General features: G+C 64.5%; 22 protein-coding genes. 5 read left to right on the top strand and 17 right to left on the bottom strand.

The annotated features are described in order from the left end of the window. Positions 1–21: 21 nt before the first annotated feature. The 10 genes from GY937_06700 to GY937_06745 all read right to left on the bottom strand — a co-directional run bounded on the left by GY937_06700 (position 22) and on the right by GY937_06745 (position 12873). Positions 22–942 carry an alpha/beta hydrolase gene (locus GY937_06700; GenBank protein ID MCP5056402.1) on the bottom strand — a complete coding sequence of 307 codons (921 nt, stop codon included), beginning with the start codon at positions 940–942 and terminating at the stop codon, positions 22–24. 70 nt (positions 943–1012) lie between these two features. Beyond that, positions 1013–2632 carry an ATP-dependent acyl-CoA ligase gene (locus tag GY937_06705; protein MCP5056403.1) on the bottom strand — a complete coding sequence of 540 codons (1620 nt, stop codon included), beginning with the start codon at positions 2630–2632 and terminating at the stop codon, positions 1013–1015. A 27-nt stretch (positions 2633–2659) separates the two neighbouring features. Further along, positions 2660–5584, bottom strand: a complete 2925-nt coding sequence (locus tag GY937_06710) for a molybdopterin-dependent oxidoreductase (protein ID MCP5056404.1) — start codon at positions 5582–5584, stop codon at positions 2660–2662. Between the two features lies 1 nt (position 5585). Beyond that, positions 5586–6395, bottom strand: a complete 810-nt coding sequence (locus GY937_06715; GenBank protein ID MCP5056405.1) for an enoyl-CoA hydratase/isomerase family protein — start codon at positions 6393–6395, stop codon at positions 5586–5588. Between the two features lie 11 nt (positions 6396–6406). Next, positions 6407–6832: a Zn-ribbon domain-containing OB-fold protein gene (locus GY937_06720; protein ID MCP5056406.1), complete on the bottom strand. Its 426-nt coding sequence runs from the start codon at positions 6830–6832 to the stop codon at positions 6407–6409. Positions 6833–6845: 13 nt separating this feature from the next. Beyond that, positions 6846–8015 carry a transporter gene (locus GY937_06725; GenBank protein ID MCP5056407.1) on the bottom strand — a complete coding sequence of 390 codons (1170 nt, stop codon included), beginning with the start codon at positions 8013–8015 and terminating at the stop codon, positions 6846–6848. An 11-nt stretch (positions 8016–8026) separates the two neighbouring features. After that, positions 8027–8995: an amidohydrolase family protein gene (locus GY937_06730; GenBank protein MCP5056408.1), complete on the bottom strand. Its 969-nt coding sequence runs from the start codon at positions 8993–8995 to the stop codon at positions 8027–8029. A 21-nt stretch (positions 8996–9016) separates the two neighbouring features. Then, entirely contained in the window at positions 9017–11443 is a 2427-nt protein-coding gene (locus GY937_06735) for a xanthine dehydrogenase family protein molybdopterin-binding subunit (protein MCP5056409.1), read from the bottom strand. A gap of 24 nt (positions 11444–11467) precedes the next feature. Then, a complete protein-coding gene (locus tag GY937_06740) occupies positions 11468–11974 on the bottom strand; it encodes a (2Fe-2S)-binding protein (GenBank protein MCP5056410.1) in 507 nt (168 codons plus the stop codon). Further along, positions 11974–12873 (bottom strand): xanthine dehydrogenase family protein subunit M, encoded by a 900-nt coding sequence (locus GY937_06745; GenBank protein ID MCP5056411.1) that lies wholly within the window; start codon positions 12871–12873, stop codon positions 11974–11976. The genes GY937_06740 and GY937_06745 overlap by 1 nt, the downstream gene beginning before the upstream one ends. Before the next feature lie 119 nt (positions 12874–12992). Between GY937_06745 and GY937_06750 the strand changes: the two genes are divergently transcribed. Next, positions 12993–13874, top strand: a complete 882-nt coding sequence (locus GY937_06750; GenBank protein MCP5056412.1) for a 1,4-dihydroxy-6-naphthoate synthase — start codon at positions 12993–12995, stop codon at positions 13872–13874. 38 nt (positions 13875–13912) lie between these two features. Here GY937_06750 and GY937_06755 read toward each other — a convergent pair whose 3' ends face one another. The 4 genes from GY937_06755 to GY937_06770 all read right to left on the bottom strand — a co-directional run bounded on the left by GY937_06755 (position 13913) and on the right by GY937_06770 (position 18279). Beyond that, entirely contained in the window at positions 13913–15142 is a 1230-nt protein-coding gene (locus tag GY937_06755) for a CoA transferase (protein ID MCP5056413.1), read from the bottom strand. Then, positions 15139–16350: a CoA transferase gene (locus tag GY937_06760; GenBank protein MCP5056414.1), complete on the bottom strand. Its 1212-nt coding sequence runs from the start codon at positions 16348–16350 to the stop codon at positions 15139–15141. Before GY937_06760 ends, GY937_06755 begins: the two co-directional genes overlap by 4 nt. Beyond that, positions 16347–17567 (bottom strand): CoA transferase, encoded by a 1221-nt coding sequence (locus tag GY937_06765; protein MCP5056415.1) that lies wholly within the window; start codon positions 17565–17567, stop codon positions 16347–16349. The genes GY937_06760 and GY937_06765 overlap by 4 nt, the downstream gene beginning before the upstream one ends. 130 nt (positions 17568–17697) lie before the next feature. Continuing rightward, positions 17698–18279 (bottom strand): SRPBCC family protein, encoded by a 582-nt coding sequence (locus GY937_06770; GenBank protein ID MCP5056416.1) that lies wholly within the window; start codon positions 18277–18279, stop codon positions 17698–17700. Positions 18280–18486: 207 nt separating this feature from the next. Between GY937_06770 and GY937_06775 the strand changes: the two genes are divergently transcribed. Both GY937_06775 and GY937_06780 read left to right on the top strand, forming a co-directional pair. Then, positions 18487–20556: a 4Fe-4S dicluster domain-containing protein gene (locus GY937_06775; GenBank protein MCP5056417.1), complete on the top strand. Its 2070-nt coding sequence runs from the start codon at positions 18487–18489 to the stop codon at positions 20554–20556. Next, complete coding sequence (locus GY937_06780) at positions 20553–21002, top strand: nuclear transport factor 2 family protein (protein ID MCP5056418.1); 450 nt, start codon at positions 20553–20555, stop codon at positions 21000–21002. The genes GY937_06775 and GY937_06780 overlap by 4 nt, the downstream gene beginning before the upstream one ends. On the opposite strand, the gene GY937_06785 is transcribed toward GY937_06780, so the two are convergent. Further along, a complete protein-coding gene (locus tag GY937_06785) occupies positions 20990–22279 on the bottom strand; it encodes an MFS transporter (GenBank protein MCP5056419.1) in 1290 nt (429 codons plus the stop codon). The two genes, GY937_06780 and GY937_06785, sit on opposite strands and share 13 nt — an antisense overlap. Then, a complete protein-coding gene (locus GY937_06790) occupies positions 22276–23169 on the bottom strand; it encodes a TIGR03619 family F420-dependent LLM class oxidoreductase (protein MCP5056420.1) in 894 nt (297 codons plus the stop codon). Before GY937_06790 ends, GY937_06785 begins: the two co-directional genes overlap by 4 nt. A 181-nt stretch (positions 23170–23350) precedes the next feature. Between GY937_06790 and GY937_06795 the strand changes: the two genes are divergently transcribed. Further along, positions 23351–25339 carry an FAD-dependent oxidoreductase gene (locus GY937_06795; protein MCP5056421.1) on the top strand — a complete coding sequence of 663 codons (1989 nt, stop codon included), beginning with the start codon at positions 23351–23353 and terminating at the stop codon, positions 25337–25339. 25 nt (positions 25340–25364) lie between these two features. Continuing rightward, on the top strand, positions 25365–25874 hold the full coding sequence (locus GY937_06800) for a nitroreductase family deazaflavin-dependent oxidoreductase (GenBank protein ID MCP5056422.1): 510 nt from the start codon (positions 25365–25367) through the stop codon (positions 25872–25874). Positions 25875–25910: 36 nt separating this feature from the next. On the opposite strand, the gene GY937_06805 is transcribed toward GY937_06800, so the two are convergent. Beyond that, positions 25911–26236, bottom strand: a 326-nt coding sequence (locus GY937_06805; GenBank protein MCP5056423.1) for a GFA family protein, incomplete at its 5' end; no start/stop codon positions are given.

Raw genomic sequence — 26236 nt, forward strand, 5'->3', positions numbered from 1 at the left:
GTCGTCGGCTCATCTAGGCGTTCAACTCGCTTTGCGGTTCGGCCACAGGCCGAGAATCGCATCGAGGATCTCATCCGCTGCGTCCAGGCTTCCCATATGGCCCTCCCGCGGACGGACCCTGAGTTCCGAATCGGGAACGAGTTCCGCCTGGTGCTCGCCGTGATCCAACGGCACGAGGTGGTCGGCGTCACCGTGCCAGAACCGGATCGGCACCTGGATGTCCCGCAGCGAGAAACCCCACGGCCTCGAGAAGAGCACCGCATCGTAGATCGGAGCGTGCAGCTGCGATTGCCCGGCGCGAAGCATGTCGTCGAGAAACATCTGCTTCATCTCGGGGCGGCTCATGACCTCCTGGTCGCCTTCGGGCATGGTGCCGATGAATAGTTCGAAGGCCTGGGAAGCCAGCGGACGGAGGGCGAAGGCGGTGGCCCAGACCAGGTGACCTAGCGGTTGATGGAGCGCCTCCAACAACGGGGCGAAACGGCCGGCGAGAGCCACCGCCCCACCGGAGGGAGCCTCATCACCACAGACGGGCGCGACGCCGCCCAGCACGGCCCCCGCGACGACCCGCTCCGGAAGCTCGTGTGCGCAAGCCAACACGTAGGGACCACCCCCGGACAAACCGATCGCGCCGAAGCGGTCGATGTTGAGCCGGTCGGCGATGTGTTCGATGTCGCGGGCACCTTCGGCGACGCTTCCGTGCAGATGGGGTGTCGAGCTTCCCACGCCCGGGCGTTCCACACCGATCAAACGGACACCGCGCTCCGAGGCGAGTTCACGTGCGCGCGGCGGAACCTGTCGGCGCCCGCCCGGCGTGCCGTGAAACCAGAAGATGGCTTCGCCTTCCGGGTCGCCGTACTCGGCCACTCCGATCGAGCGGCCATCACCTACTTCGATCGTTCCTTCCATTCGTGCATCTGCAATCGGCGCATGCGTTTCCATGTTGACCTCTGTCGTGTTCCGTTCAGTTCTGCAGTTCGTGGGTTGAAATCTGAAGGTCGCCGACGCCGTTTCACGGATCCCGACGGCAGACGCCCGCAGCGTGCGGCTCGAAGCGATCGAGCAGAATGCGTTCCTGGGGCTTCTCGGATGCGGTCTTCGGAATCTCGTCCACGAGTTGGAAATAGCTGGGGACGAAGTTGGGCTCCAGGCCGGCACGGCAATGGGCAAACAACGCGGCCGGGTCGAAGGCCTCCGCATTCCCCGGCACGATCGCAGCGACGACATCCTTCTCGCCGGGAGCCTGAGAGGCGGCGGGCACGCCATAGACGAATACGTCGGACACCTGAGCGTCTTCGGCGATCAGCTTCTCCACGAACCCGGGATTCACGAAATCACCGTTGTGCCGGATCCCGCCGCCGGCTCGATAATCGAAGTAGAGCCAACCCTCGGCGTCCCGGTGTCCCATGTCTCCGCTGCGGTTCCAGCCGTCCCGGATCTTCTTGCGCGACGCATCCGGATTCTCGAAGTACTCGACGCTCGCCTCCCCTGCACCTTCGGGTCGACAGCAGATCTCACCGATTTCGCCGGGTGCGCACTCCTTGCCATGCTCATCGAGCACGCGCATGTCGAGACCGCTCATCGGTTTTCCAAAAGAGCCTACCGGACCGACGCCGGGCGGCTTGTAGGCCATGCCACCGCCGTCGCTGGCGCCGTAGAACTCGAAGATCTGGACGCCGAAGCGACGCTCGAAGGCCTCCCAGATCGCGGCGGGCATGCCGCCACTCACCACCAGGCGCACCGGGTTGTCCGCATCATCTTCTCGCGGCGGCTCGCTGTAGATCGCCGTGGCCATGCCGCCGACCAGGGAGAAGCTCGTGCAGCCGTACCTGCGACAGACCTCCCATAGCTTCGACTTGCTGAAGCGCCGACTGAACACGGCCCGGTAGCCGGACATCAGTGCCGGAGCCAGGGCCGTCGCCTGCGCGTTGTTGTGGGTGAAGGAAAGCCCGGTGTAGGGACGCTCGTCTTCGCCATAACCGAAGATCCCTCCCAACATGCCGGTTCCACCGAAACGCATGTGATCGCCTACGATCCCCTTCGGATCCCCGGTCGTCCCCGAGGTGTAGATGATCTGGAGCGGTTGCGAGACGTCCTCGACTCGCGTCTTCACAGTGTCCGCAGGCATCGACAGGACGGCGTCGAGCGATTCCGCGTCCGGCAGATCCGAAAGCGGTGCTGCGCCCTCACCGCCAGCTTCCAGTACGAGCAGCCACTCCAGGTTCCCAGCCTGCCCGCGCACCTCCTGCAGCGCGGGCGCGCTGTAATCCGCACAGATCACGCCACGGCAACCCGAGTTGCGCATCAGGAAGGCCAGCTTTTCGCCCCGGGTCCGAGGATCGATCGGGACGAAGATGCAGCCGGTGATCGAGGCAGCGATCATGGCTTCGACGAATTCGGGATGGTTGCGCATCATGATCGCGAAGCGATCGCCCGGCTCCATACCGCCTTTGACCAGTTTCGCAGCGATCCGGTTGGCGTTGATCTGGAGGTCCGCATAGGTGCGCACCGCGTCCGGTGTCGCGCCGCCGTCGAGGCTGAAATGCTCGAAGGTCAGTACATCCAGATCCGGCTTCTCCTCGGCGCGGGTCTGCACCAGGTCTGCCAGGATGAAGGGATTTCGATCGCGCATTCGACTACTCCTCGCGGAACGAAACCGTCACGCGGGTTCTCCTGTGTGCCCGGGGCCGTCCGGCAGGCGCTCGACTTCTACACGGGTTCCGCGGTCGGGGCAGCCGGGCTCTCCCATCAGCAGCGTGGGTTGAAGCTGGAAGTAGCCGCCTGCCAGGTGGATCGGGTTCATGGGACTCGGAATCAGTGACTGATGGGACTTGCCACGTTTGAACTGGAAGGGCTCCCAGCCGTGGTAGACCACCACCTGTCCCGAGCGCACGGACGGCGTGACCTTGGCCTGGATCTCGAACGAGCCCACGTCATTGTGGACACGCACCGAGTTGCCGTCCTGGATTCCGCGCTCGGCAGCATCCTCCTCGCCGAGGAAGATGAGCGGCTCACCGCGCTGCAACTGAAGCAGGGGTTTGTTGTCCCGCCATGAGGCGTGAATGGACCAACGATCGTGGCCCCCGGTCATCTCCAGCGGGTACTCCCCACCGAGCTTCGGGTTGTCCTTGTGGATGGGCAGCTCCTCCCCCATCTCCAGGAAATACGGATGATCGATGTAGAACTGCATCCTTCGCGTGAGTGTCGGCCAGGGCTGCTTCTTCTGAACCTGCCAGGTGTTCGCCGTGATGGTCTGGTCCGGTTCGATATCGGTGGCGTGGTTGATCTGGGAGGGGCTCATGCCCACGCCCGTGTAGCGCGCATAGCCCTTCTCCTTGATCTCCTCCCATCCCACGCCACCCAGGTTCGTGGTCACGCCGAGCATCTCGTCGAGAAACTCCTCGGTGTTCTCCTCCGTGAAACGTCCGCCGAACGTGAACTCGTCGTATACCTGATCGAGACGCCGGGTCTTTCCGGCGCGGTCCACGAATTCCGAGATACCCCGCTCGATCGCGCGCTGTTGCAGCGTCTTCAGGAAGAGGCAGTGGAATTCCCAGTCCGGCTTCGACTCGCCGAGCGGCTCGACCGCGCGGGTGGTCACGTGACAGAAGGGAGTGATGGGGGAGCCCCAGGTGAGATCGTCCTTCTCGTACCAGCCCGCCGCCGGGAACACGTAGTCGCTGAAGCGCGCCGTGTTGCTCATCCGCCAATCGACCGTCACGAGCAGATCGAGCTTCGGCAGGAGCCCGTCGACCATCCGATCGTAGCCCCGCACGCGACGCAGCAGATTGCCACCGACTTCAAAGACGATGCGCGGGGGCGTGGTGGGGACCACCTGCCATCCCTTTTCCACGGCTTCGTCGAAGTACTCCTTGAACTCCCGGGGTAGCGAGGAATCCCAACGTTTGGCGCTTCCGTAGAGTTCTTCGAGCCCCCCATACTTGTAGAGCCACAGCGGAGTGGCGAGATAACGCCCGGATTTGTACTCCAGCCGGCTCAAGGCGGAGATCATCATCTCCTCCGAGAAGCCGTCCAGCTTCATCCTCGCCATCGCCGGAAGCGATTGAAGGCCGAGTGCGGCGAGGCCGAGCTTTGGAGGAAGCCTGCCGTCCGCCACGGCGAGCGCATCCGGGCCCGCAATGGAGAGGTAGGGAAAGGCGGCGATTCCGGCGCCCTTCTTCCCGATCTGGCCCGCCAGGGTGAAGGCCAGGATCAAGCCGCGTTCCATTTCCATGCCGTGGTAGTACTTGGAGAAATTCGTCTGGGTGATGGCGCTGGCCGCCTTGGCCTTCGCCAACGCCCGCGCCAGTTTGCGGATCTGCTTCGGAGGCGTCCCGGTGATCTTCGATGCGGCCTCCGGGGTGTACTCCGCGAGGCGTTTCTTCAGTAACGCGAAGACCGGCGTCACACCGACCTCACCTGCCGGCGTCTGCACCCGGTATTCCCCGTCGAGGCTGGGCTCGAGTTCGCCGAGAGACAGGCTCGATCGCGGTGCCGGCACCACCTTTCCCGCCTTCTGATCGAAGAGGTAGAAGGCGTCTTCCCGGCCGCCCTCCTCCAGATCGCTCTCGCGCAGGAAGAGGCCGGTGTCCTGGCGAACCAGGAACGGGAGGTCGGATTGCTCGACGACGAAACGACGGTCGTAGATCCCTTCCTCGACCATCACCTGCGCCAACGCCATCCCCAGGGCTGCGTCCGTTCCCATCTGCACCGGGACCCACTCGTCCGTGTGGACACAGGAGGCGTTGTAGTCCGGTGTGATCGCTACGACACGCGCACCGTGGTAGCGCGCCTCGTTGATGAAGTGGACGTTCGGGATCTGGGTGTAGTTGGGATTGCCGCCCCAGATCAGGATCAGATCGGAGTAGAAGAGATCGTCGAAGGAACCCGTGAAGCAGATCTTCCCGGTCGTGACGGTGGCGCCGGGATAGTGATCGCCGATCTCCGTGTTCGTCTCGAGCATCGGCGTGTCGAGCACGGAAACCGTGCGCGTCAGTCCGAGACCATGGCAACCGTTGGTGACGGCGCTTCCCATGTCCCAGATCAAGGAGCCGGGCCCATCCTCGATCAGGGCGTCGATGGCGGAATCGGCCACCTCGCGCAGCCCCTCCTCCCAGGAGATGCGCTTCCAGCGCCCCTCGCCACGCTCCCCGACGCGCTTCAGCGGGTGCAGCATGCGCGACGGATCGTGCATGCGGTCGCTATAACACGCCCCCTTCTGGCAACCGCGCGGGTTGAAATCGGGCACTTCGGAGTTGGTCTGCGGATAGTCACCTACCTGCTCTTCGCGCCAGACCACACCCTCCTTGACGTAGACATTCCACGCGCAGCCTCGCTGGTAGGCGCAGTTCACGTAGTGGGTGCTCTTGGAGATGGAATCCCAGGTCCAACGCTCGCGGTAGAGATCCCGCCAGTCCCCGTACTTCGGCGTGGGGGTCGGCACCGCGGGAGAAACGGAATCGACGAGTTCCGAATCTCGACAGCGGAGCTGGGTGAGAGCGAGCACGACGGTCGCTGCGGATCCCCAGAGAAACTCCCTTCGATTGATGCCTGGAGTTCGCGCGCGGTCGACGTCGGTTTCCATCTCAGCTTCCCTTGAAGCGCGGCTTGCGTTTTTCGGCGAAGGCGGCCGGTCCCTCTTTCGCGTCCTCGGACCCGAGCACGCGAGCGCCGAGGGCCTTCTCCAACACGAATCCCGACTCGAGCTCCAGGCCGCGAACGGCAATCTCCTTGGCCGTGCGCATCGCGAGCGGTCCGTTCCTGCAGAGATTCTCCGCCCACTTCATCGCCGTGGGCATGAGTTGATCCGAAGGCACGACCTCGTTGATCAGCCCCACTTCGTAGGCGCGTTGCGCACTGATCGGTTTGCCGGTCAGCAGGAGCTGCATCGAGATGGCCCAGGGGATCTGGCGTGGAAGCCGGATATGAGTGCCACCGAGCGGCACGAGGCCCCAACGGACTTCTCCCAGGCCGAAGGTGGCGTGCTCGGCGGCGATCCGGAGGTCTGTCCCCAGGAGCATTTCCATACCGCCCGCAATACAGAAACCGTTGACCGCGCAAATGATCGGCTTGAAGACATCGGAGAACTGGCGCTTGGTCGTGTCATCGAATCCGAGGGTGTCGCCACCCGTCAACATGGGTGCGGCCTCCTTCAGGTCGAGCCCCGAGGAGAAGGCCTTATCGCCAGACGCGGTGAAGACGGCCACCCAGAGATCGGGATCGTCCTGGAACGCACGCATCGCATCCTCGATGCCGGTGAGCATCTCCGCAGTGAGCGAGTTGAGCGCATCGGCACGGTCGATGGTGATGACCGCGACGTGGTCCTTGCGCTCGAAGGAAAGGGTGGAAGGTAACTCCAATGGATTGACTCCCTCGCTGTTGCTGACGTCTTGCATACCGGTCCGGATCAGGACGTACTGCGCCGGAACTTGGGCAGCGCGACTTCCTCGCTCGCGTCTTCGAATACCACCTCGACAGGCATGTCGATCTGCAACTGGTCGGGCGAACAATCCGTCACCTGGCTCAGGATCCGGACGCCCTCATCCATCTCGATCACGGCCGGTGCGTAAGGACACGCATCCTGGAAAGCCGGGTGAAGCGCACGCGTGACCACGGTCCAGGTGAACACCCTTCCCCGGCCGGAAGAGCGCTCCCACTCCCAATTCCACGAGCCGCAGTCGGCGCACATCTCCCTGGGCACGTGTCGCCAGCTACCGCAATCGCTGCAGCGCTGGAAACGAAGCTCGCCCTTCCTGCAATACCCGTAGAACTCGCCGGCAAGGCCCTCGAGTTCGGGGAGCGGCATGGGAACGGCGGTTTCGGCCTGACTCATGGATTCCCGCTCCTCACGCGCGCCGCAGGATCGCGATGCTGCCATCGCCGAAATCGCCCCAACCCGTCACGACGCCGATCTCGGCGTCGGCAACCTGGCGCTGGCCTGCATCGCCGCGCAGCTGTCGAACCGCCTCGACGATGTGGTTCATGCCCAGGACGTGCGCCTCCGAAAGAAGCCCGCCGTGGGTGTTGACCGGCAGCTCGCCGCCGAGTTCGATGCGGCCTCCTTCGACGAAGGCACCGCCCTCGCCGCGTTTGCAGAAGCCAGCCTCCTCCAACTGCTGCAGCACCTCGAACGTGAAGCAATCGTAGATCTGGGCGAAATCCACGTCGCCGGGTGAAATCCCGGCCTGTCCGAAGGCTTCGGGTGCAGCGAGGCTCAGGCCCGTCTGGAAGATGTCCTTCCGGTTGGTGATCTCATCGGCGGGCCGAGGTTGTCCGGATGCTGCACCCATGATGAAGACCGGCTCCTTGCCGAGATCGCGCGCCCGCTCGGGCGTGGTCACCACGACGGCCGCCGCCCCATCGGTCTCGAGACAGCAGTCGAACAAGCGGTAGGGATCCGCCAGCATCGGCGAGGCCATGTAATCCTCGAGGGTCATGGCGCGACCCTTCATCACTGCGTTGGGATTCGTCTGGGCATGCTTGCGCATCGCCACGGCGATGCACCCGAGTTGCTCGGGCCGTGTCCCGAACTCGTGCATGTGCCGGCGGGCCATCACCGAGTACCACTGGGGCGGAGCGGAGAAGCCGAAGGGCAGATAGAAATCGCGTGCGATGGCCCCGCCGGGGAGCGACGAAACATCCTCGGCGACCGTCTGGCGCGCCCGTGCCCCCGAGTAGCCATTCCAACCGGCCGGGATCAACACGTAGTTGGCGAGGCCTTGCCGGACGGCGGCACCGGCCACCCGAAGCGAAGCCACGGGGGCGGCGCCGCCCATCCAGACGATGGACTGGAAGCGCAGGTTCTCGCAGCCGAGATTGGCGGCGAAGCTCTCGGCGTGGCCCAGGTTCGGGAACGGCATGATCCCGTCGATCTGCCGGCCCGTGAGCCCCGCGTCCTCGATGGCGCGCACCGCGGCCTGCAGCTGGATTCCCAGCGCGCTCAGCCCCGAGCCGGGCTTCCGCACGTAGGCGGTCTCCCCGATCCCGACGATGCAGGCCTCGTCCATGGCGCCCAATCCTCCCCCCACTACACCCGTTTTGTGGGCTCGATCTTCGCAAGCCGCGCCAGGTTCAGACCGAGGAAGCCTGCCCGCATCTCATCGGTGATCTCCGGGTAGCCGTAGTTCTTCTGCAACTCCTCGGGGATCTGCAGGTTGCGAGCCCAGTCGACCACCCGCTTGGTGTCGTCGAAGGGCAAGTCGAGGCCCATCACGATCTTGCTCGGATCCACCCACTGGAGCGCGGTACCGATTGCGTGGTAGCCCCGATACCTGGAACGCTCGTACCAACCCGCAATCCCCGACATGCTCAGGTACAGGTTCTGATGTTTGCCCGCGAGTCCGATCAGTTCCTCGGTATTCGGCCAACCCATGTGGTAGGCGATGATCTTCAGCTCGGGAAAATCGAGCAGCACCCGATCGAGGGTGCCCGGGAGGGTGTGGTTGTTGGGCTGCGGCACCACGTAGGACATGCCGGTGTGCATGGTCAATGCGATGTCCAGCTCGCAGGCCTTCTCGTAGAACGGCCACATCCGCCGGTCGTCGAGGGGCCCGTCGTCCTCGGGCTGATACACCTTGCAAAGCTTGGCGTTGCCCTCCTTGACCAGGTACTCGAGCTCCCAGATGGCGTTGTCGAGGCCGCGCCGGATGATGGGGCCCACCATGGCTTCGAGGTACATGCGATCCGGGTACGGCTCGATCTGCTGCATCATGAACGCGTTGGTGGACATGGCGACCGTGTGCCCGCTGATGTCCATCATCCCTTCGCGCAGAGCAAAGCAGACGTCGACGCCCGCCTCGTCCATGTACTTGATCAGCTCGCTCGCGATCGGATGGGGCCACTCGCCCTGGAGATCGCGACCCGACCAGGCGCGCATCACACCATCGACACTCGCCCACCAGCGTTGGGTGTTCGGGTAGTAGCTGATTTCGGCCATGGTGACCGGATTCATGAAATGGCACTCGGATAGCGCTACGAAATAATCATCACTCGCCATGTCGTCCTCCTTGTGACGGGTTCATTCGCTCGCAGCGGGTTGCTGCGCGTTGCGGATCAGCGTCCATAGCCGGTTCGGGCTCGCCGGCACCTCGGTTGCTAGGGCACCCATGGGGGCCAGGGCGTCGTTGATCGCCGAGAGAATGGCGGCGGGGGTCGTGTGCATCGCACCCTCGCCGCAACCCTTGGCACCGAGTGGCGTGAAGGGCGAAGGCGTCACGACGATATCCTTCTTCGTGGCCGGCACCTCGTAGACGGTCGGGAGCAGGTAGTCCATGAAGCTCGAGGTGAGGATCTGCCCCTGCTCGTCGTAGACATACTCCTCGAGGAGCGCTGCGCCGATGCCCTGGGCGATGCTACCCTCGGTCTGCCCCTCCACCGTGGCGGGATTGAGACGCGTCCCGCAATCGTCCACGACGCAGTACTCGAGGATCTCCACGAGGCCCGTGTCGGGATCCACCTCCAGCATCACGATGTGCACGGCCTGGGCGGCGGTGAGGTAGCTCTTCGCCCTGCCCTCTTCGTCCGCCTCCGTGCGGCCGGGCGCCGTCCAGACATGGGTTGCCTCGGGGCGCGGGTCCATGTCGGGAGGCAGGAGGTCACTTCGCGCCAGCATGGTGCCGGCGACTTGAGCCATCGGCATCTCGACGCCAGGCACCCCTCTTGCCACGAGCTTCCCGTCCACGAGATCGACCTGCTCAGGGTCCATCTGGAAGAGCCCGGCTGCCACCTTGGCGAGTTTCAGCCTGAGCTTCTCGCAAGCGCCTAGCACCGCACCCGTGAGTGCGACACCCAGACGGCTTCCACCCGGTCCGAATGCCGGGGGCGCCGAATGCGTATCCAGGGGGACGATCGTGATGTCCTCGAACCCCACGTTGAAGTAGTCGGCCACCAGTTGGGTGGCCAGGGTGTACTGGCCCTGCCCCTCCAGGGCGAAGCCCACCCGCACGCTGATCTTCCCCATGATGTCGATACTGACGGTGGCGCCCTCCGGCACTCCGGTCCCCTGCATTCCCACGATCGCGTAAGCGTTCCAGTCGAAGACACCGGGCTCGATCGCGCTTACCACGCCAATGCCGACGCAACGTCCCTCTGCCCGGGCCTGCTCTTGCCGTTCGCGGAGCTTCCCGTAGTCCGCGAGCGCAAGCGCCTTGTCGAGCACGGCCTCGTAGTCGCCGCTGTCGTACTCGTTGCCGCTGGCGATCGTGTAGGGGAAGGCATCCTTCGGAATGAAGTTCGTGCGTCGGATCTCCGCGGGGTCGATGTCGAGTTCGCGTGCCGCGATGTCCATCATCTGTTCCAGCACGCAGTTGTGCGGCGGCGGCCCCATTCCACGGTACGGACCCTGGGGAAGCTTGTTGGTAGCAACGATCGTCAGGTCGTAGCGTGCAACCGGGATCGCATAAGGCCCGGTGAACGAAGCCAGCGGCTTCGCCGTGTTGATGGCGCCGAAGGCCTCACCCGTGGCCCCCATGTCGTCGAGCAGCTTGACGTCGAGGCCCGTGACGCGGCCGTCGTTCTTCACCGCAAGGGAAACTTCGTAGTGGCGATCCCAGGATTGGCTTCCACCGCCCGTCAGATACTCCGCGCGATCCTCGATCCACTTCACCGGCCGACCGCCGGCCTTGCGGCTGAGGAGCGCCGCTACATCGGTACCTCGCGTGCCGCCTTTACCGCCAAAACTCCCGCCATGGGGATGGGCGATCACGCGCACCTTGTTGGACGGAAGCCCCAGAACGGCGGCCCGGCCCAGCCCGAAGTGGGTGGCGGATTGGACACTCGCCCGGAACGTGATGCTTTCCTCCATCGGATCCCATTGGGCGATCACCCCGAACGTCTCGAGAGGATTGGCGCCCAGGCGATTCCAACGGAACTTTTCCTTGAAGACACGATCCGCGCCGTCGAACGCCTCCTCGACATCGCCCCAGGTGAAGACCCGTTGGAGCATGACGTTGGTGCCCTTCTCCTCGATCACGAGGGGGCTGTCCGGCTCCTTCGCCTTCGCAGCGTCGACCACGGCCTCGAGAGGCTCGTAGTCGACAGCGATCAGCTCGATGGCATCCTCGGCGACATAGCGGTTCACCGCCGCCACCGCGGCCACGGGCTCACCCACGTAGCGCACCTTGTCACCCGCCATGCAGAGGGTGCCCCATTCCTCGGGCGCCGTGGGCCCGGGATGACTCCATCTCTTCGCGTCGTCTCCCGTCACTACCGCGAAGACGCCAGGCAGCTTCTCGGCTTCGCTGGTGTCGATCGAGGCGATCCGAGCGTGGGCTACCGGACTGCGCAGGATGGCGGCGTGCAGCATTCCTGGCAGGACCACGTTGTCGATGAACTCCGTGCGCCCGGTGACGAGATGCGGATCCTCCACACGCGGGACGCCACGGCCCACCCAGCGCGGCGCGCTGTTGGGAAGATCTTCGAGGGACTTGGGAATCTGGATGGACATGCGGTCTCCAGGGTCGGAAGGCATCTAGGAGTGCTGGGGGGTGCCTGCGACGTGCGCATTCCGGAGCTTGGTCGCCGCCAACCTCACCGAACGCAGGATCGACTGGTAGCCGGTGCAGCGACAGAGCTGCCCTCCGAGCGCGTCTCGGATCTCGTCCTCGCTCGGGTCCGGGCTCTCGCGGAGCAACTCGTGGACGGTCATCAGGAAGCCGGGTGTGCAGAAGCCGCATTGGAGGCCGTGCTCTTCCACGAAGGCCTGCTGGATCGGGTGGAGTTCTCCGTCCTGCTCCAGGCCTTCCACTGTGGTCAAGTTTGCCCCGTCGACCTGCACTGCCAATGTCAGGCACGAGCGCACGGCTCGGCCCTCCAGCAACACGGTGCACGCTCCGCACACGCCGTGCTCGCAACCCACATGCGTCCCGGTCAACGCGAGTTCGCCGCGCAGGAGGTCGGCCAGGGTCGTGCGCGGCTCGACCTGCGCTTCGTGCGTGGTGCCGTTGACCGTCAGCGTGATCTTCTGCGGCGTCGTCATCATCGTTCCTCCTGGCCCGGCTCGCGGCCTCCAGCCCTCGTCACGGCTTCACCCAGGGCTCGCACCGTCAGGACCCCTGCCAGATTGCGCCGGTACTCCGCGGAAGCATGAACGTCCGACAGGGGATCCTCGATGTCCTGGCTGGCGCAAGCGCCGGCCTCCTGGAAGACCGCCTCGCCCGGGCCCTGCCCGACGAGCTGTTGTTCGACCGCACCGAGCCGAGCCGCGGCTCCGCTGATGCCGAACAACACGATGCGTACCTCCGAGAAGTTTCCGCTCCCGTCGAGTCGGACGGTGGCCGCCGCGCCGCCCAATGCGAAATCCCCATGTCGGCGCGCCACCTCCACGAACGACCAGCCGGTGCCCGGAGCAAGAACTGGAACCCGCACTTCAGTAAGAACTTCAGTGGGTTCCAGGGCCGTCATCAGGTAACCCATGAAGAAATCATCCGCGCCAATCGTGCGCTCTCCGCCGGGACCCACCACCCGTAGCTCTGCGCCAAGCACGAGGGCCAGCGCCGGGTATTCCGCGGCCGGATCGGCATGGGCCATCGAGCCTCCCACGGTGCCGCGGTTGCGGATCTGCGGGTGCCCCACGAGCTGGGTTGCGGCGAGCAGGGCCGGTTGGCGCCCTCGCACGAGGTCCGATTTCTCCACTGCGCGCTTGGTGGTCATCGCGCCGATGGCCAGCCAGTCGCCTTCCTCCCGGATGTACTGAAGCTCGGCGACCCGGCTCAGATCGACCAGCAACTCGGGACGTGCCATGCGCATGTTCAGCAACGGAACCAGGCTCTGGCCGCCCGCAAGGATCTTGACGTCGTCGTCCGCGTGGCGCTCCAGCAGAGAGACCGCCTCGCCGAGCGTGTCCGGAGCCGCGTATTCGAAGCGAGCGGGCTTCATGCAAACGCCTCCGCCACGACGGGAGCGGGACTCGCGGGCCCCCTCTCCGGCCGTAGCGTATGATGGTCTCCCCGAAGCTGGCAGCGATCGCGAGCACGGAGCGAGGAGAACGATTCCACATGAGTTGGAGCAACTGGCAGGAGGTCGAGGGCGAAGGGCTCGAGTTCGACGAGATCCTCTACGAGAAGAAGTGGCATGAGGAGCTGGAAGGAGGCGTGGCTCGGGTCACCATCAACAAGCCCGAGAAGTACAACGTCATGACCCTCGCCACGGTCGACGAAATGTTCCGCGCTTTCTACGACGCCAACCATGACACGTCGATCGGTGTGATCGTGGTTGCCGGCAAAGGGAAGCATTTCGGCGTTGGGGGAGATGTCGATTGGGAGAAGTGGGGCCTGCGCGAGGCCTTCTACAACCGATATCCCCACAACCGATTGATCCGTCTGTCCCGCAAGCCGATCCTCGCCGCCGTGCAGGGCTACTGCCTGGGCGGGCATAACCACATGGCCTACTGCTGCGACTTCACCATCGCTGCGGACAACGCCAAGTTCGGCCAGGCCGGGCCCAAGGTGTCGAGCCCCGCGGACGGCTTCTTCGTGCCGTATCTCACCAAGGTGGTCGGCGCCAAACGGGCGCGCGAGATGTGGATGCTCTGCCGGCGCTATCCCGCAGAACAGGCCCTCGAAATGGGATTGGTCAACAAGGTCGTTCCTCTCGACAGCATGGAGGAGGAGATCGACGGCTGGTGCGAGGAACTCCTCTCCGTGAGCCCCGGCTGCCTCGAGATCCTCAAGGCGAGCTTCGACCAGGAAATGGACGGGTACGCCGAGATGGGAGTGATCTCCAGCCAGTTCTACCCGGACTGGTTCGACATGCCTGAAGGGAAGGAAGGCGGGGCCTCCTTCACCGAGAAACGCCCTCCCCGCTTCTGGAGCCTTCGCAAGAACGAAAGCAAGGCGCGTCAACAGCTCATCGATGACTACGAGGGAGAGAAAGATTAGGCGGAAGGCGACCGCCCGATCGTGAGGGTGGAAATGCGTCACCGCCTTCGCGCCTCCTCGATCTCCACATGGGTAGCGACGACGTCGTTCGAGACGAGATCCTCGATCTCACCCGACGCGTAGCCCAGCTCGCGCAACAACTCCTCGCTGTGCTCGCCCTGAAGCGGCGGCGGCTGGCGGACCTCGCAGGGCGTCCCGTGGAAGTGAATCGGCACTCCGGTGACGTCCACGGGCCCGAGCTTGGGGTGGTCCACGCTGACGATCATCCGGTTGTGCCGGACCTGAGGGTCCTCCGCAACCTCGACCGCCCCGTTGACCGGGGCGCAGAGCACGTCCGCAGCGACCAGCCGTTTCTGCAATTCATCGACCGTGAAGTCCTTGCAGCGCGCATCGATCAAGCGATCCAGCTCATCCTCGTTGGCGAGGCGTTGGTCGATGCTCTCGAAGCGCGCATCCTCCGCCCACTCGACGTCCAGGGCCGTACACAGGTTGCGGAAGAACTTCTCCGAGGGACACGTGATGACCGCCTTGCGATCGTCACCGCAGGTGTAGATGCCCGAAGGCGCGAAATAGAGGCTGCGGTTTCCCGTTCGCGGCGTCGGCTCCCGGGCGATGAGATAGGTGCCCAGGGAGCTGGCCTGGGCGTGGAGGAGCGCGTCGAGGAGCGAGATGTCAATGCGCTGCCCCTCGCCTGTCTCATCCCGTGTTCGGAGTGCCGTGAGCGCGGCCGTGCTGACGAGCAGGGAGGTCATCACGTCGATCATGGGAACGGTGACCCTCACCGGTTCTCCCGTGCGCTCTCCGTTCAGCGCCAGCAGCCCGCCGAAGCCCTGGGCCAGGAAGTCGATCCCGGGACGGCCCGCGTAGGGCCCGTCGGCACCGAAGGCCGTGACGCCGATCCAGATGATGTCCGGGCGGTGCTTCCGCACCTGCTCGTAGTCGAGGCCCAGCTTGGAGAGCGCGGGCTCCCGGATGTTCGTGATCAGGACGTCCGTCGTCGCTGCGAGGCGCGCGAAGACCGCTCGGCCTGCTTCAGTCTTCAGCTCGAGGACCATCGCCCTCTTACTCCGGTTGAGGCTGAGAAAGGGCGAATGCTCTCCGTCGCGTTCGGGACCCAGATGGCGGCTGTCGTCACCCCGATGGGATTCCACCTTGATCACATCCGCACCGAGATCCCCCATCAGCGTCGCGCCATAGGGCCCCGCCAGCATGGTGGCCATGTCGAGTACGCGAATTCCCGCGAGCGGGCCCTTCGTGGTTTCGCTCACGGGATGACTCCCTGCTCCTTGAGTTCGCTGATGCGATCCCATTCCATCTCGAGCAGGTCCATGAGGATGAGTTCAGTGTCCTGGCCCAGTTCAGGGCCGAGGCTCTCGACCCGTCCCGGGGTCTTGCTCAGCGTGATGGGCAGCCCGCGAACGTCCACCTCACGATTCACCTCGCCGCAGTGCACCTTGAGCAGGTAGTCGTTTTCCCAGGCCTGGGCGTCCCCGGAAACATCCTTCAGGTTCTGGATCGGGGCAGCGGGGATGCCGGACGACCTGCAGCGACCGATCCACTCCTCCGAGTCCTGCTCCTGCAGGATGCTGTCGAGGACCGCAACCAACTCGGCATTGTGCTCCGTCCGCTTCGCCGCGCTATCGAACCTCACGTCGCTAGCCAGTTCCGGCCGTTCGAAGCTCTCGCATAGCGCAGCCCAATTCTCGTCGGTGTCTTCGAGGCACAGGAAGACCCACTTGTCCTTTACCTGGTAGCGGTTCCAGAGCGGATTCCCGGCCTGACTCCTCGCCTGCTGCTCCGAGTAGAGCGAGTTCGCCGAAGCCAGGAAGGGCTGGAGTGTCGGGGCGGCCATGAAGAGCTGTGCGCCGTAGAGAGACGCGTCGAGGAATTGTCCGCGGCCCGTTCGCCGACGCTCGTGAAGCGCCAGCATGATTCCCAGAGCCGACATGAGGCCACCGTAGGTATCCCCGGAGCCCATGCCGAGATAGATCGGAGGCTCGCCAGGCTCGCCCTGCCGGGTCATCAAGCCGGTCAGCGCCTGAACGTTGATGTCGTAGGATGGCCGGTTGATCTCGCGAGCATGGCCGTAGCCACTGTTGGTGGCGAAGATGAGGCGGGGATTGATATCCCGGAGCTTCTCCCAGGTGAGCCCCCAGGCATCGAGATTCTGGCGCTGGAAGTTCGACAGGAAGACATCCGACTTGCGCACCAACTCGTAGAAAAGTTCCTGCCCTTCCGGCTTCTTGAGGTCGACCGCGAGGCTCTTCTTGTTGCGGTTGATGACCAGGAAGTATTGGTTCCAATCGCCGATGGCCAAGGCCTTGATGCTACGCACGCCGCGCGCACCGTCGCCGCCCTTGGGACGCTCGACGTGGATGACCTCGGCACCGAAGTCCGCAAGATATTGCGCGCAGACCGGCCCCTGCAGCCACTGGCTCAGATCGAGAACACGGATGCCTTCGAGTGCCTGCTTCATGCCAAAGGCTCCGCGCCCAGGATCCCCTCGGCTTCGAGTTCCTGGATCCGGGCATCCGCATAGCCCAGCCGTTCCTGCAGGATCTCCGCGGTGTGCTGCCCCACGCAGGGAGCCATGCGGCGAAGACGTGCCGGGCTCTCGCTCATGTGGATCGGGAAGCCCAGGCTCTGGACCGCGCCGTGGGTGGGGTGTTCCAGGTTCAGGATGTAGCGATTGGCTTCGGCGTTGGAATCCGCGGCCGGGTAGTCGTACTTCTCGATGACGTCGGCGGGAAGCTGTTTCTCATCGAGCGCCTGCTTCCAATGGGAGCCCGGCCTGGTTCGGAAACGCTCGTCGAGGACCTGCATCATCTCGAGCCGACTCTCCCCGCAGCGTTTCTCGTGGCTGTCGAAGCGGGGGTCGGTGACGTCGAGGCCCATGATCTCGGCGAAGGCGGGCCAGTACTTGTCCGTATCCGGCATCGCCAGCGTGACCCAGCGGCCGTCGGAACTCGGATACATCGGACCGCTCATGGGGTTGCCGGAATCGAGACGTGAGAGCGGTTCGAGGAAGCGATCGTCGCGGATCGCGAGATAGGCCTGCATGTCGAGGCTCTGCGAATACATGTTCCCGCCGAAGAGGGACGCGTCGACCACCTGCCCTTCCCCGCACTCTTCGCGGTGGTGAAGGGCAATCATCGTGCCGAGCGCGAGCATCACGGCCGTGTGCATCTGGCCGACACCGGTGTAGACGGGAGGCTGTCCCGGCTGGGGCAGGGTCGGCATCACACCGGTACGGGCCGCCGCCAACTCATCGTAGGCGGGCAGATCGCGATCCGGCCCCTTCGGGCCGAAGCCGCTCGCCCGGGTGAGCACGATGTCCGGCTTGAGGGCACATAGGCTCTCGTAGTCGCAGCCCTCGTTGTCCAAGGTCGCCGACGGTGCGTCCGTCAGGAAGACATCCGCCCCCGCAACGAGCTTCTCCAGGATCTCGCGACCCGCAGGCTCAGCGAGGTTCACGGCGAGGCTCTGCTTGTTGCGATGAGCGAGTTCGTCGAGGGAGTTCCAGCGCTCCGGTGGATGCATGCCGTCCCGGCCGTGATCGACCGTTCGGGCGTCGGAGATATCCACGACTCGGATCACGGTCGCGCCGAAATCACCCAACAGCGCTCCGGCCAATGAGGCATAGAACTCTCGGGTCGTCTCGATGACGACGACATCCTGAAGCGCACCGCTCATGCCAACCTCGCCGGGGCTAGCCCGGCCGGGCCGCGATCGGTTCCTACGCCGGATCCCTGAACACCACCCCATCCGACGGGGGCCGCCGCCTCACAAGCAACCCGGTAGCGGGGCATCGCTCGTCCCTCTCTCAGCCCGTCTGCCGACCGAAGAGCCGGCGGAAGAAGCGTGCAACGGGTGCCCAGATGACGCCAAGGATCACGCGCAGCAGGGGAACAGAATCGTCCGCGACCGGGGCCTCGGGCGAAGCGTCCGACGCGGTCACTTCCAGCGCCTGCCGCGTCCGGGTAACGAATTGCCCGAAGAGTTGGCTCGAGACGCCCTGGATCATTCCGCGTCCGACCTGCATCACGCGACCGGTAAGGTCCACTTCGGCCGAGGTGACCACTTCGGTCTGCCCGTCCGGGAGGGTCGACAGCTCGGCCGTGACCGTGCCCTTGGCGGTGCCGCCGCCGGTCTCTCGCCCCTCGGCCACCATGCACACGCGCCGTGCCTGTTCATCGACATCGCTGAGATGCACCCGCCCACGGTACTTGGTGGTGATCGCGCCGAGCTTGATCTTCACCGCGCCATTGAAGGTGCGTTCATCGACCACTTCCTCCAGCACGGCGCCCGGCATGCAGGTGACGACGCGGTGCGGGTCCAGCAGGAATTGCCAGACGGTCTCGATGGGAACCGAGACCTGGAAGGTCTCCTCGATCTGGATCGACATGGGAGGTACTGTCGCCCCGCTATTAACTCACAAGAAAGTAGCTTACTCGAGAGTTAGCACGAGTCAAGCTCGTTCCTCCACCCGAGCGACGGGATTCCCCCAGGGGGAGCAGCTTCGAGCCTTGCTGTGCGACGACGACCGAGCAGCGGCGTACCGTACCGGCCGTTAGCTTGCGATCCCCTCCCGTAGGAGCGAGAAGGAACCGCGATGGAGCCCACGCGCGAGATCTATTGGAACATCGTCGGTGGCGCGCTGATGTACGTGCTCGCACTCGTCGCCGTCGCCTTCTTCGCCTGGGGTGTGTTTCGCCGTGTCCGGCTGTGGCGCCTCGGAAACCCCGATGCACGGTGGGACCGCATCGGAGAGCGCGTGGGTGGGCTCCTTATGGAAGTCCTCGGCCACCGCCGACACCGGCGACGGTCGTTCCCGGCCCTCATCCATCTGCTGATCTTCTACGGCTTCCTGGCGCAGTTCGCAGCGACTTCCTTGGTTTCGCTGCAGGAGTGGTCGGGCATTCATTTCCTGCGAGGCTCCTTCTACCTGGGCTACTCGCTGCTGAGCGACGTCTTCGGGTTCCTCGCCATCGTCGGCCTGTGCATGGCGCTCTGGCGACGGCTGGTTCTGCGTCCGGCCCATCTCCACTCCTTCATGGATGACTGGTTCAGCCTGGGCCTCCTGCTGGTTCTCTTCGTCCAGGGCTTCGTGCTCGAGGGGTGCCGCATCGCCGTCACCGAGTTGCACCAACAACCCGACCTCGCGCCCTGGTCTCCCGGAGGTTATGCGGTGGCGTTGCTGCTCGACGGCCTCGGCAACGCCCAGTTGAGCGCGATTCACCGCTCCCTCTGGTGGATCCACGCAGCGACGGCCTTCCTCTTCATCGGCTACCTGAGTCACGGGAAGCTGGGTCACGTCCTCTACGGCCCCCTCAACATCTTCCTGCGCGATCTCGGCGGCAGCGGCAAGCTCTCGCACCCGGACATCGAAGCCGTGCTGGAGAGCGACCCGGACGCGCTCGAGAACCTGGGGGTGGCACGACTCGACCAGTTCACGTGGAAGCAGCTGCTCAACATGGACGCCTGCGTGAACTGCGGCCGCTGTGAAGAGGTTTGCCCGGCCCACTTGAGCGGCGCCGCCCTCAGTCCGCGGAAGCTGGTCCAGGATCTGAAGCAACACCTGCACGAAGCCGGCCCCGCATTTCTCGACGCCTCATCCGTTGCGGAGACCGAGGCTGCGCCCGACCTGCCTACGCTCATCGAGCTGGCCTCCGGGGCCGCAGCTCGATCGGCCGTGACGGAAGAGGAGATCTGGGGCTGCCGCACCTGCGGCGCCTGTCAGACGGAATGCCCGGTCTTCGTCGAACACATCCCGACCATCATCGACATGCGGCGCAACCTGGTCATGACCGAGGCGCGCATGGGCGAGGAAACCCAACAGTTCCTGAAGAACATCGAAGACCGGGCGCATCCCTGGGTGGGGACGGCCCATGACCGCGAGGGCTGGTTCGCCGATCTCGACATCAAGGTATTGGGACGAGGTGACACGGCGGAGTACCTCTTCTGGGTCGGCTGCACCGGGGCCCTGGTCGACCGCAACATCAAGGTCACCCGCGCCATGGTCCGGGTGCTGCAGGCAGCAGGCGTAGACTTCGCCGTGCTCGGTGCCGAGGAATCCTGCACCGGTGACCCGGCGCGGCGGGCCGGCGACGAGCTCAGCTTCCAGACCTGCGCCAAGACGAACGTCGAGACGTTCGAGAGATACGGCGTGGAGAAGATCATCACGACCTGCCCCCACTGCTTCAACAGCTTCAAGAACGAGTACGCGGATTTCGACGGGCGTTACGAGGTCGTCCACCACACCGAGCTGATCGCCGAGCTGGTTCGCAGCGGCCGTCTACGGCTTCGCAAAGAGATCCCGTCCCTCACCTACCACGACCCCTGCTATCTCGGCCGCCACAACGAAGTCTACGATGAGCCGCGCGAGATCCTCGGGGGCCTCGCCCAACCGGGAGGCTTCCGGGAGATGGAGCGAAGCCGTTCCCGCGCGCTCTGTTGCGGGTCCGGAGGAGGCTACGCCTGGATGGACGATTCGGCACCGGAGCGGATCAACCATCAACGCCTGGAGGACGTACGCGCCTCCGAGGCGGGCACGGCCGCCGTTTCGTGCCCCTTCTGCATGCAGATGTTCGACGAAGCCCTGGCCGCCAAGGATCCCGAGGGCAGCATGCGTGTGGCCGACATCGCAGAACTGGTGGCCGACGCCCTGGACGAGGAAACGTGAGCCGCACGCGGCCCGAAGCGATGATCCAGGAGCTCGCCGATCGGGAGGCCATTCGGGATCTCGCTTGCCGCTATGCCCACCACGTCTGGCAGAAGCAGGCCGCTGCTGCCGCCAGCCTCTTCACCGAAGACTGCGAAATGGATACGGGCGAGCCGCCGGTGCTCCGAGGTCGGGCGGCGCTGCGCGAGACCTACGAACGCGTGCTAGGCGACGGCGCCTTCCAACCCTTCGTCTCCAATCACGTCATCACTCTCGCCGGGGACGAGGCGAGCGGGACCTGTTACCTCGACCTGCGAGCCACCACCGATGGTCGCAGCATGATCGGATCGGGCTACTACGAGGATCGCTACCAGCGGATCGATGGTGAATGGAAATTCCGGGCACGGAAGCTCCACATGTCCTGGCTCGTGCCTCTCGAGCAGGGCTGGGCCGATCAGGAGTCCTGAACTGCGGCCCGCTGCGCCGCATCCAGGTCATCGCGCAGGCTCCGGCCGGCCAGGTAGAACAAGATGCTGGAGCCGCCACCCACGATGCCGACGAAGAGCATCGACCAGCGGATCGCCGCCTGTCCGTAGTCGGCGGCCAACAGATCGTTCAGGAACCCCATCAAGAGCGGCCCGATTCCGAGCCCGACCAGGTTCACGACGAAGAGATTGACCGCTGAGGCCGTCGCCCGCATGTGCGGAACGACCAGGTTCTGGATCGTCGAGAGCATGGGGCCGAGGTACATGCTCGCGAGGAGATGAAACGGAATGAAGCAGAGGAGTGCAGCAACCCTGCTCTCGAGCAGGACGAAGCCTGCCACGAAGGGGACGGCGGCTGCGAGCTCGCACGCCGGCAACCAGACGTACCAGCGTCGATCCCGGCGCCCCAAGGCATCGGCCCAGCGCCCGCCCAGATAGGCGCCAAGGCCACCGGTGATGCCAATGGCAAGGCCGAGCCACACACCGACCTCCACCATTCCCATGCCGTGGACACGCATGAGGAAGGTCGCTCCCCAGGTCAGCACCCCGTAGCCGGACAGGGACATGACCGAGGTCGCGAGCACGACCAGCACGAACGAGCGGTTGCGCACGAGCACACGAAGCACCTGCCGCAAGGAGACAGCCTCATCCCTCTCGGAAGACATGGCTGCGTCCGAGTAGCCGCGCGGCAGCTCCCGGATGCTGAAGCGAACCAGCGCGGCCAGGGGGAAGCCCGCCAATCCGATCACCAGATAGACCGTTCGCCAGCCGAAGTGGTGCCCGATGTAGCCACCGCCGAGGTAGGCCGCCGCCACACCGAGATAGACTCCGGCACCATAGATGGAAAGCGCCGTGGCACGCCGTTCGGGCGGGAAGTAGTCGGCGAGTAGCGAGTGGGCCGGCGGGCTTCCTGCGGCCTCACCGATCCCGACGCCGACCCGGGCCGCTGCCAGTTGCCAGAAATTCCGGACGAATCCGGAGGCGGCGGTCATGGCAGTCCAGATCACCAGCCCCACGGCGATCACCGTACGACGCGAGGTGCGATCCGCGAACCGCGCGATGGGAATCCCCGCGAACGTGTAGAAGAGGACGAAGGCGGGCCCGGTGAGGAATCCCATGTAGGTATCCGAAACGTCCAGCTCCGCCTTGATCGAGGGGAGCAGGATCGAGAGCACCTGCCGGTCGATGAAGTTGAAGACGTAGACGACGAACAACAGGCCGAGGACGTAGTTCGAGTAACCGCTCGAGATCCGGGTCATTCGGTCGAGGCAGGGAACTTGGCGATGACATCTTCGGCGTAGCGCTCGATGGCTGCCTGCTTCACGGCCAGCGATGGCTGCTGCTGCATGATGGCGCCCACACCCATCTCGGCCAGGACGCGCTCGCTCCATGGGGTGACCTGGAGATCGGTGACCCCCAGATCCTCGAGGCGACGGATATCGTCCACGCTCTCGGCGTCGGGGCAATGCATCATGACGTCGAAGGGCTCGTTTTCGCGCCCGAACTCCCGACGAAATCTGTTCAGCTCCGCCATCAGCCCCTCGACCTCATCCATGGAGTGAATGACGCTGATCCAGCCGTCGCCGAATCGCGCGGCGCGCCGAAGGGCGGGCTTCGTCGTACCCCCGACATAGATGGGGATTCGCTTCTTCGGCACCGGCGCCATCGTCAGGCGATCGAAGTCGTAGTACTCGCCGTGGAATTCCACCATGCCACCTCCCATGAGGAGGCGGAGGATCTGGATGGCCTCATCCTGGCGGGCGCCGCGGGTCTTCTTGTCCTGGCCGAGCCACTTGAACTCCTCGGGCATCCAGGCCAGTCCGACTCCGAGGGCAACGCGATCGTCCGACATCGCTGCCACCGAGCACAGGCTCTTGGCTTCGAGCAGCGGTTGGCGGACGGCCAGCCTGAGTACGGACGGGATGAAGCGAATGCGCTTCGTCACCGTGGCCATGGCCGTGATGGCCACCCACGGGTCGAGGACCGGCTGATCGAGCGGCCAGAAGCGCGTGCCGTCCGGCGTATAGGGATAGGGGACGGAGATCACCTCTGGAAAGAACGGGGCATCAGCTACCTGGATGCTGTCCCAGCCCGTGCCATCGGCGGTGCGGGCGAGATCCAGGAACTCGGCGGGATCGACCATGAACATGTGGAATCCGAACCTCAAGGATCTTCTCCTCCTTCACCCGCGAGTTCACTCGTCGATGCGGTCCTGGCCCTCTGGGAAGTGGGCCAGTTGTCCATGTTTCCGCGAAGTCGTACCGTATCGCGAATCGTAATCGCTGGCACTTTCAATGTGCCGTCGCCAGGACAACGAGAGGAAGAACTCCGTGAGCAAGACGCAGTTCGAGCACCTGTTCGCGCCCTTGCAGGTAGGACCGATGCAGGTGCCCAACCGGATTTGCGAGACGACCAACACCATCAACTCCTCGATGATTCCGGGTGAAGTCGATGACAACTTCATCGCGCATCACGGTGCCAAGGCTCGGGGCGGTGTCGGCTGGATCGGTAGCGAAACCTGGCTTCTCAATCTCCCGTTTCCCCCGGATTCGCCGGACGAAGTCGGCCTCTCGGTAGGCTTTGCCGCGCATTTCGCCGCCTATCAAAACCCGCCCTGGGTCGAAGGGATGAAGAAATTCTACGAGGAGGTCCACGCCGCAGGATCCGTGGCCATCGCCCAGTTGACCCACCTCAGCTCGGTGTGGGCTCCTTCGGCCGTGCCCGTCATCGGGGCCCAGGACTACGTGCCCCATGAGATGGGCGAAGAAGAGATCGAGTGGTGCATCAATTCCTACGCCGACGCGGCAGCGGTCGCCAAGGAGATCGGCGCGGACGGAGTCCAGATCCACTGCGCTCACGAAACCCTGGCCTACAGCTTCTTGTCTCCGGTGACGAACAGGCGCACGGACCGCTGGGGTGGTGGGGCTGAGGAGCGCACCCGTTTCCCGATCGCCGTGCTGGAGCGCGTCCGCGAACGGATCGGTGACTCGCTCGCGCTCGGTATCCGCATTTCCGGCAAGGAGTTCAGGCAAGGAGGCGCCGAGCATCTCGAGATGCGCGAAATGACCTGTCACATCGGAGATTCCGGTCTGATCGATTTCGTGGACATCGATGTCGGACACTGCTGGGGCGCACCGTCCTACGTTCCGTCGTCCTACTACGACCATGCAGAGTTCCGTGAAGTCGGAAAAGCGGCGCGCACCGATCTGGATGAAAACGTCTCCGTCCTGTTCTCCGGACGCGTCAACGACCCCGTGGTGGCGGAACGGCTCCTGAAGGAGGGGTACTGCGACCTGATCGGCATGGTGCGGGCAGGTATTGCCGATGCCGATTTCGCCAACAAGGCTCGCGAGGGTCGCCTATCGGAAATCCGGCGCTGCATCAGCTGCACGCGTTGCATCGACGAGGCATCGGAGCCCAGGACCTTTCCCTACGCACCCACGTGTTCGATCAATCCGGTCATCGGCCACGAGTTGCGGTGGGAAGAGGAGTTCAAGCCGGCGGCGACTCCGAAACGGGTCGTGGTCGTCGGCGCTGGGCTTGCTGGCTGCGAAGCCGCACGTTGGGCGGCGATGCGTGGTCACCAGGTGACCCTGCTCGAGCAGGGCGAACGGCTGGGCGGGCAATTGAGAATCGCCGCCAAGGCCCCTGGGCGCGACGACTTCGAAGACCAGATCTACTTCGAGGAAAACGAAATGGTTCGCCTGGGAGTCGATCTACGACTGAAGACCCATGCGGACATCGACGCGATCAAGGCGCTCTCACCAGATGCCGTAGCCATCGCAACGGGGTCGATCCCGCGCGTACCTCATGACCTCCCGGGTATCGACCTGCCCCATGTCGTGCAGGGTTGGGATGTGATGCAGGGGAAGGTCTCGACCGGAGACCGCGTCGCCGTCGTATCCCAGGAAGACTACTACGAGACACCCTGCATTGCCGAGTATCTGGCGTCCAAGGGCAAGCAGGTGGAGGTCTTCCACAAGTCCCTCCATCTGGGTTACGAAATCGCACGATATTCGATCGCGATGGTTCTGGCCCACATGGAGAATTGTGGTGTGACCGTCCACCCGAACCTGGTCTTGAAGGAAATCGATGCCGATGGTCTCGAATTCCTCTCCTCCTTTGGTGAGAAGACCTATCGGAAGGAAGGTTTCGACAGTGTGGTGTTGGCCTATGGGTCGGTGCCCGTGCACAACCTGTATGATGAACTCAAGACCGACGGCAGCATCCCGCAGGTCTATGTAGCCGGCTCGGCGTGGCTACCGCGCTTCATGGCAGAAGCTTCCCAGCACGGTGCAAGCATCGGGCTGGCGATCTGAATCGACGCTCAGGGGGAGGTTCGACATGTCCAATCGCGAGAAGATGGTAAAACCGGACTTCCTGTCCGACGAAGACTGGGAGGTCCTGAAGGATCAGACCTCCTCGCTCGCCCGAATCCGGGGTGATTCGAAAGCGGATGTCGAAGACTACCTGGCCAACCCCGAGGGCAGATCGACGGGGGCCGGCCCTTCCGGTCTCCCGACCCTTCTACTGACCTGCGTCGGGCGCAAGTCAGGTGAGGAGCGCATCACGCCGCTGGTATTCCTGCAGGACGGTGACGAGATGGTCGTCGTCGGTTCGTTGGCAGGTTATGACTCCCATCCCGCGTGGGTCCTGAACCTGAATGCCAACCCGGGCTGCTGGGTGCAGCTCGACGACAAGAAGACGGCTGCCGTATCCCGGGACGTCACGGACGAAGAACGAGAAGCCTTGTGGCCCAGGCTGTCGGAGATGTTCCCGCCTTGGGGCTACTTCCAGAAGCAAACCGACCGCCCCTTTGCGATCAAGATCCTGAGGTCGACTGGCTCGGTATGACACCGGGCGCGGCGTGAAACTGCGCCGCGGCTGAACTTACCCCGGCCGTGGTTTGTGCTCGTCGTACTGGGGGTGATCGTCGGTGATCTCGAACCACGGAGCCTTCGAGCCAACGAAGATGTGGTGGTCGACTCGTCGTCCGGGATCCCCATCGAGACCACCGACGTGCAGGAAGACGAGGCCGAGTTCCTCGAGGTAGGACGGCACCGGAGAGCCACAGCGGTTGCAGAATTGGACCTTGTAGCCCGGCGTGTCCTCGTACGCGCGGATCAACTCCTCGCCCGAGATCCAGCGAAACCGCTCTCGGCTACAGACTGCGCTGGCGTGAAAGGCCGACCCGGTGTGGCGCCGGCACTTCGAGC

Source organism: bacterium (assembly GCA_024228115.1).
Classification (GTDB): domain Bacteria; phylum Myxococcota_A; class UBA9160; order UBA9160; family UBA6930.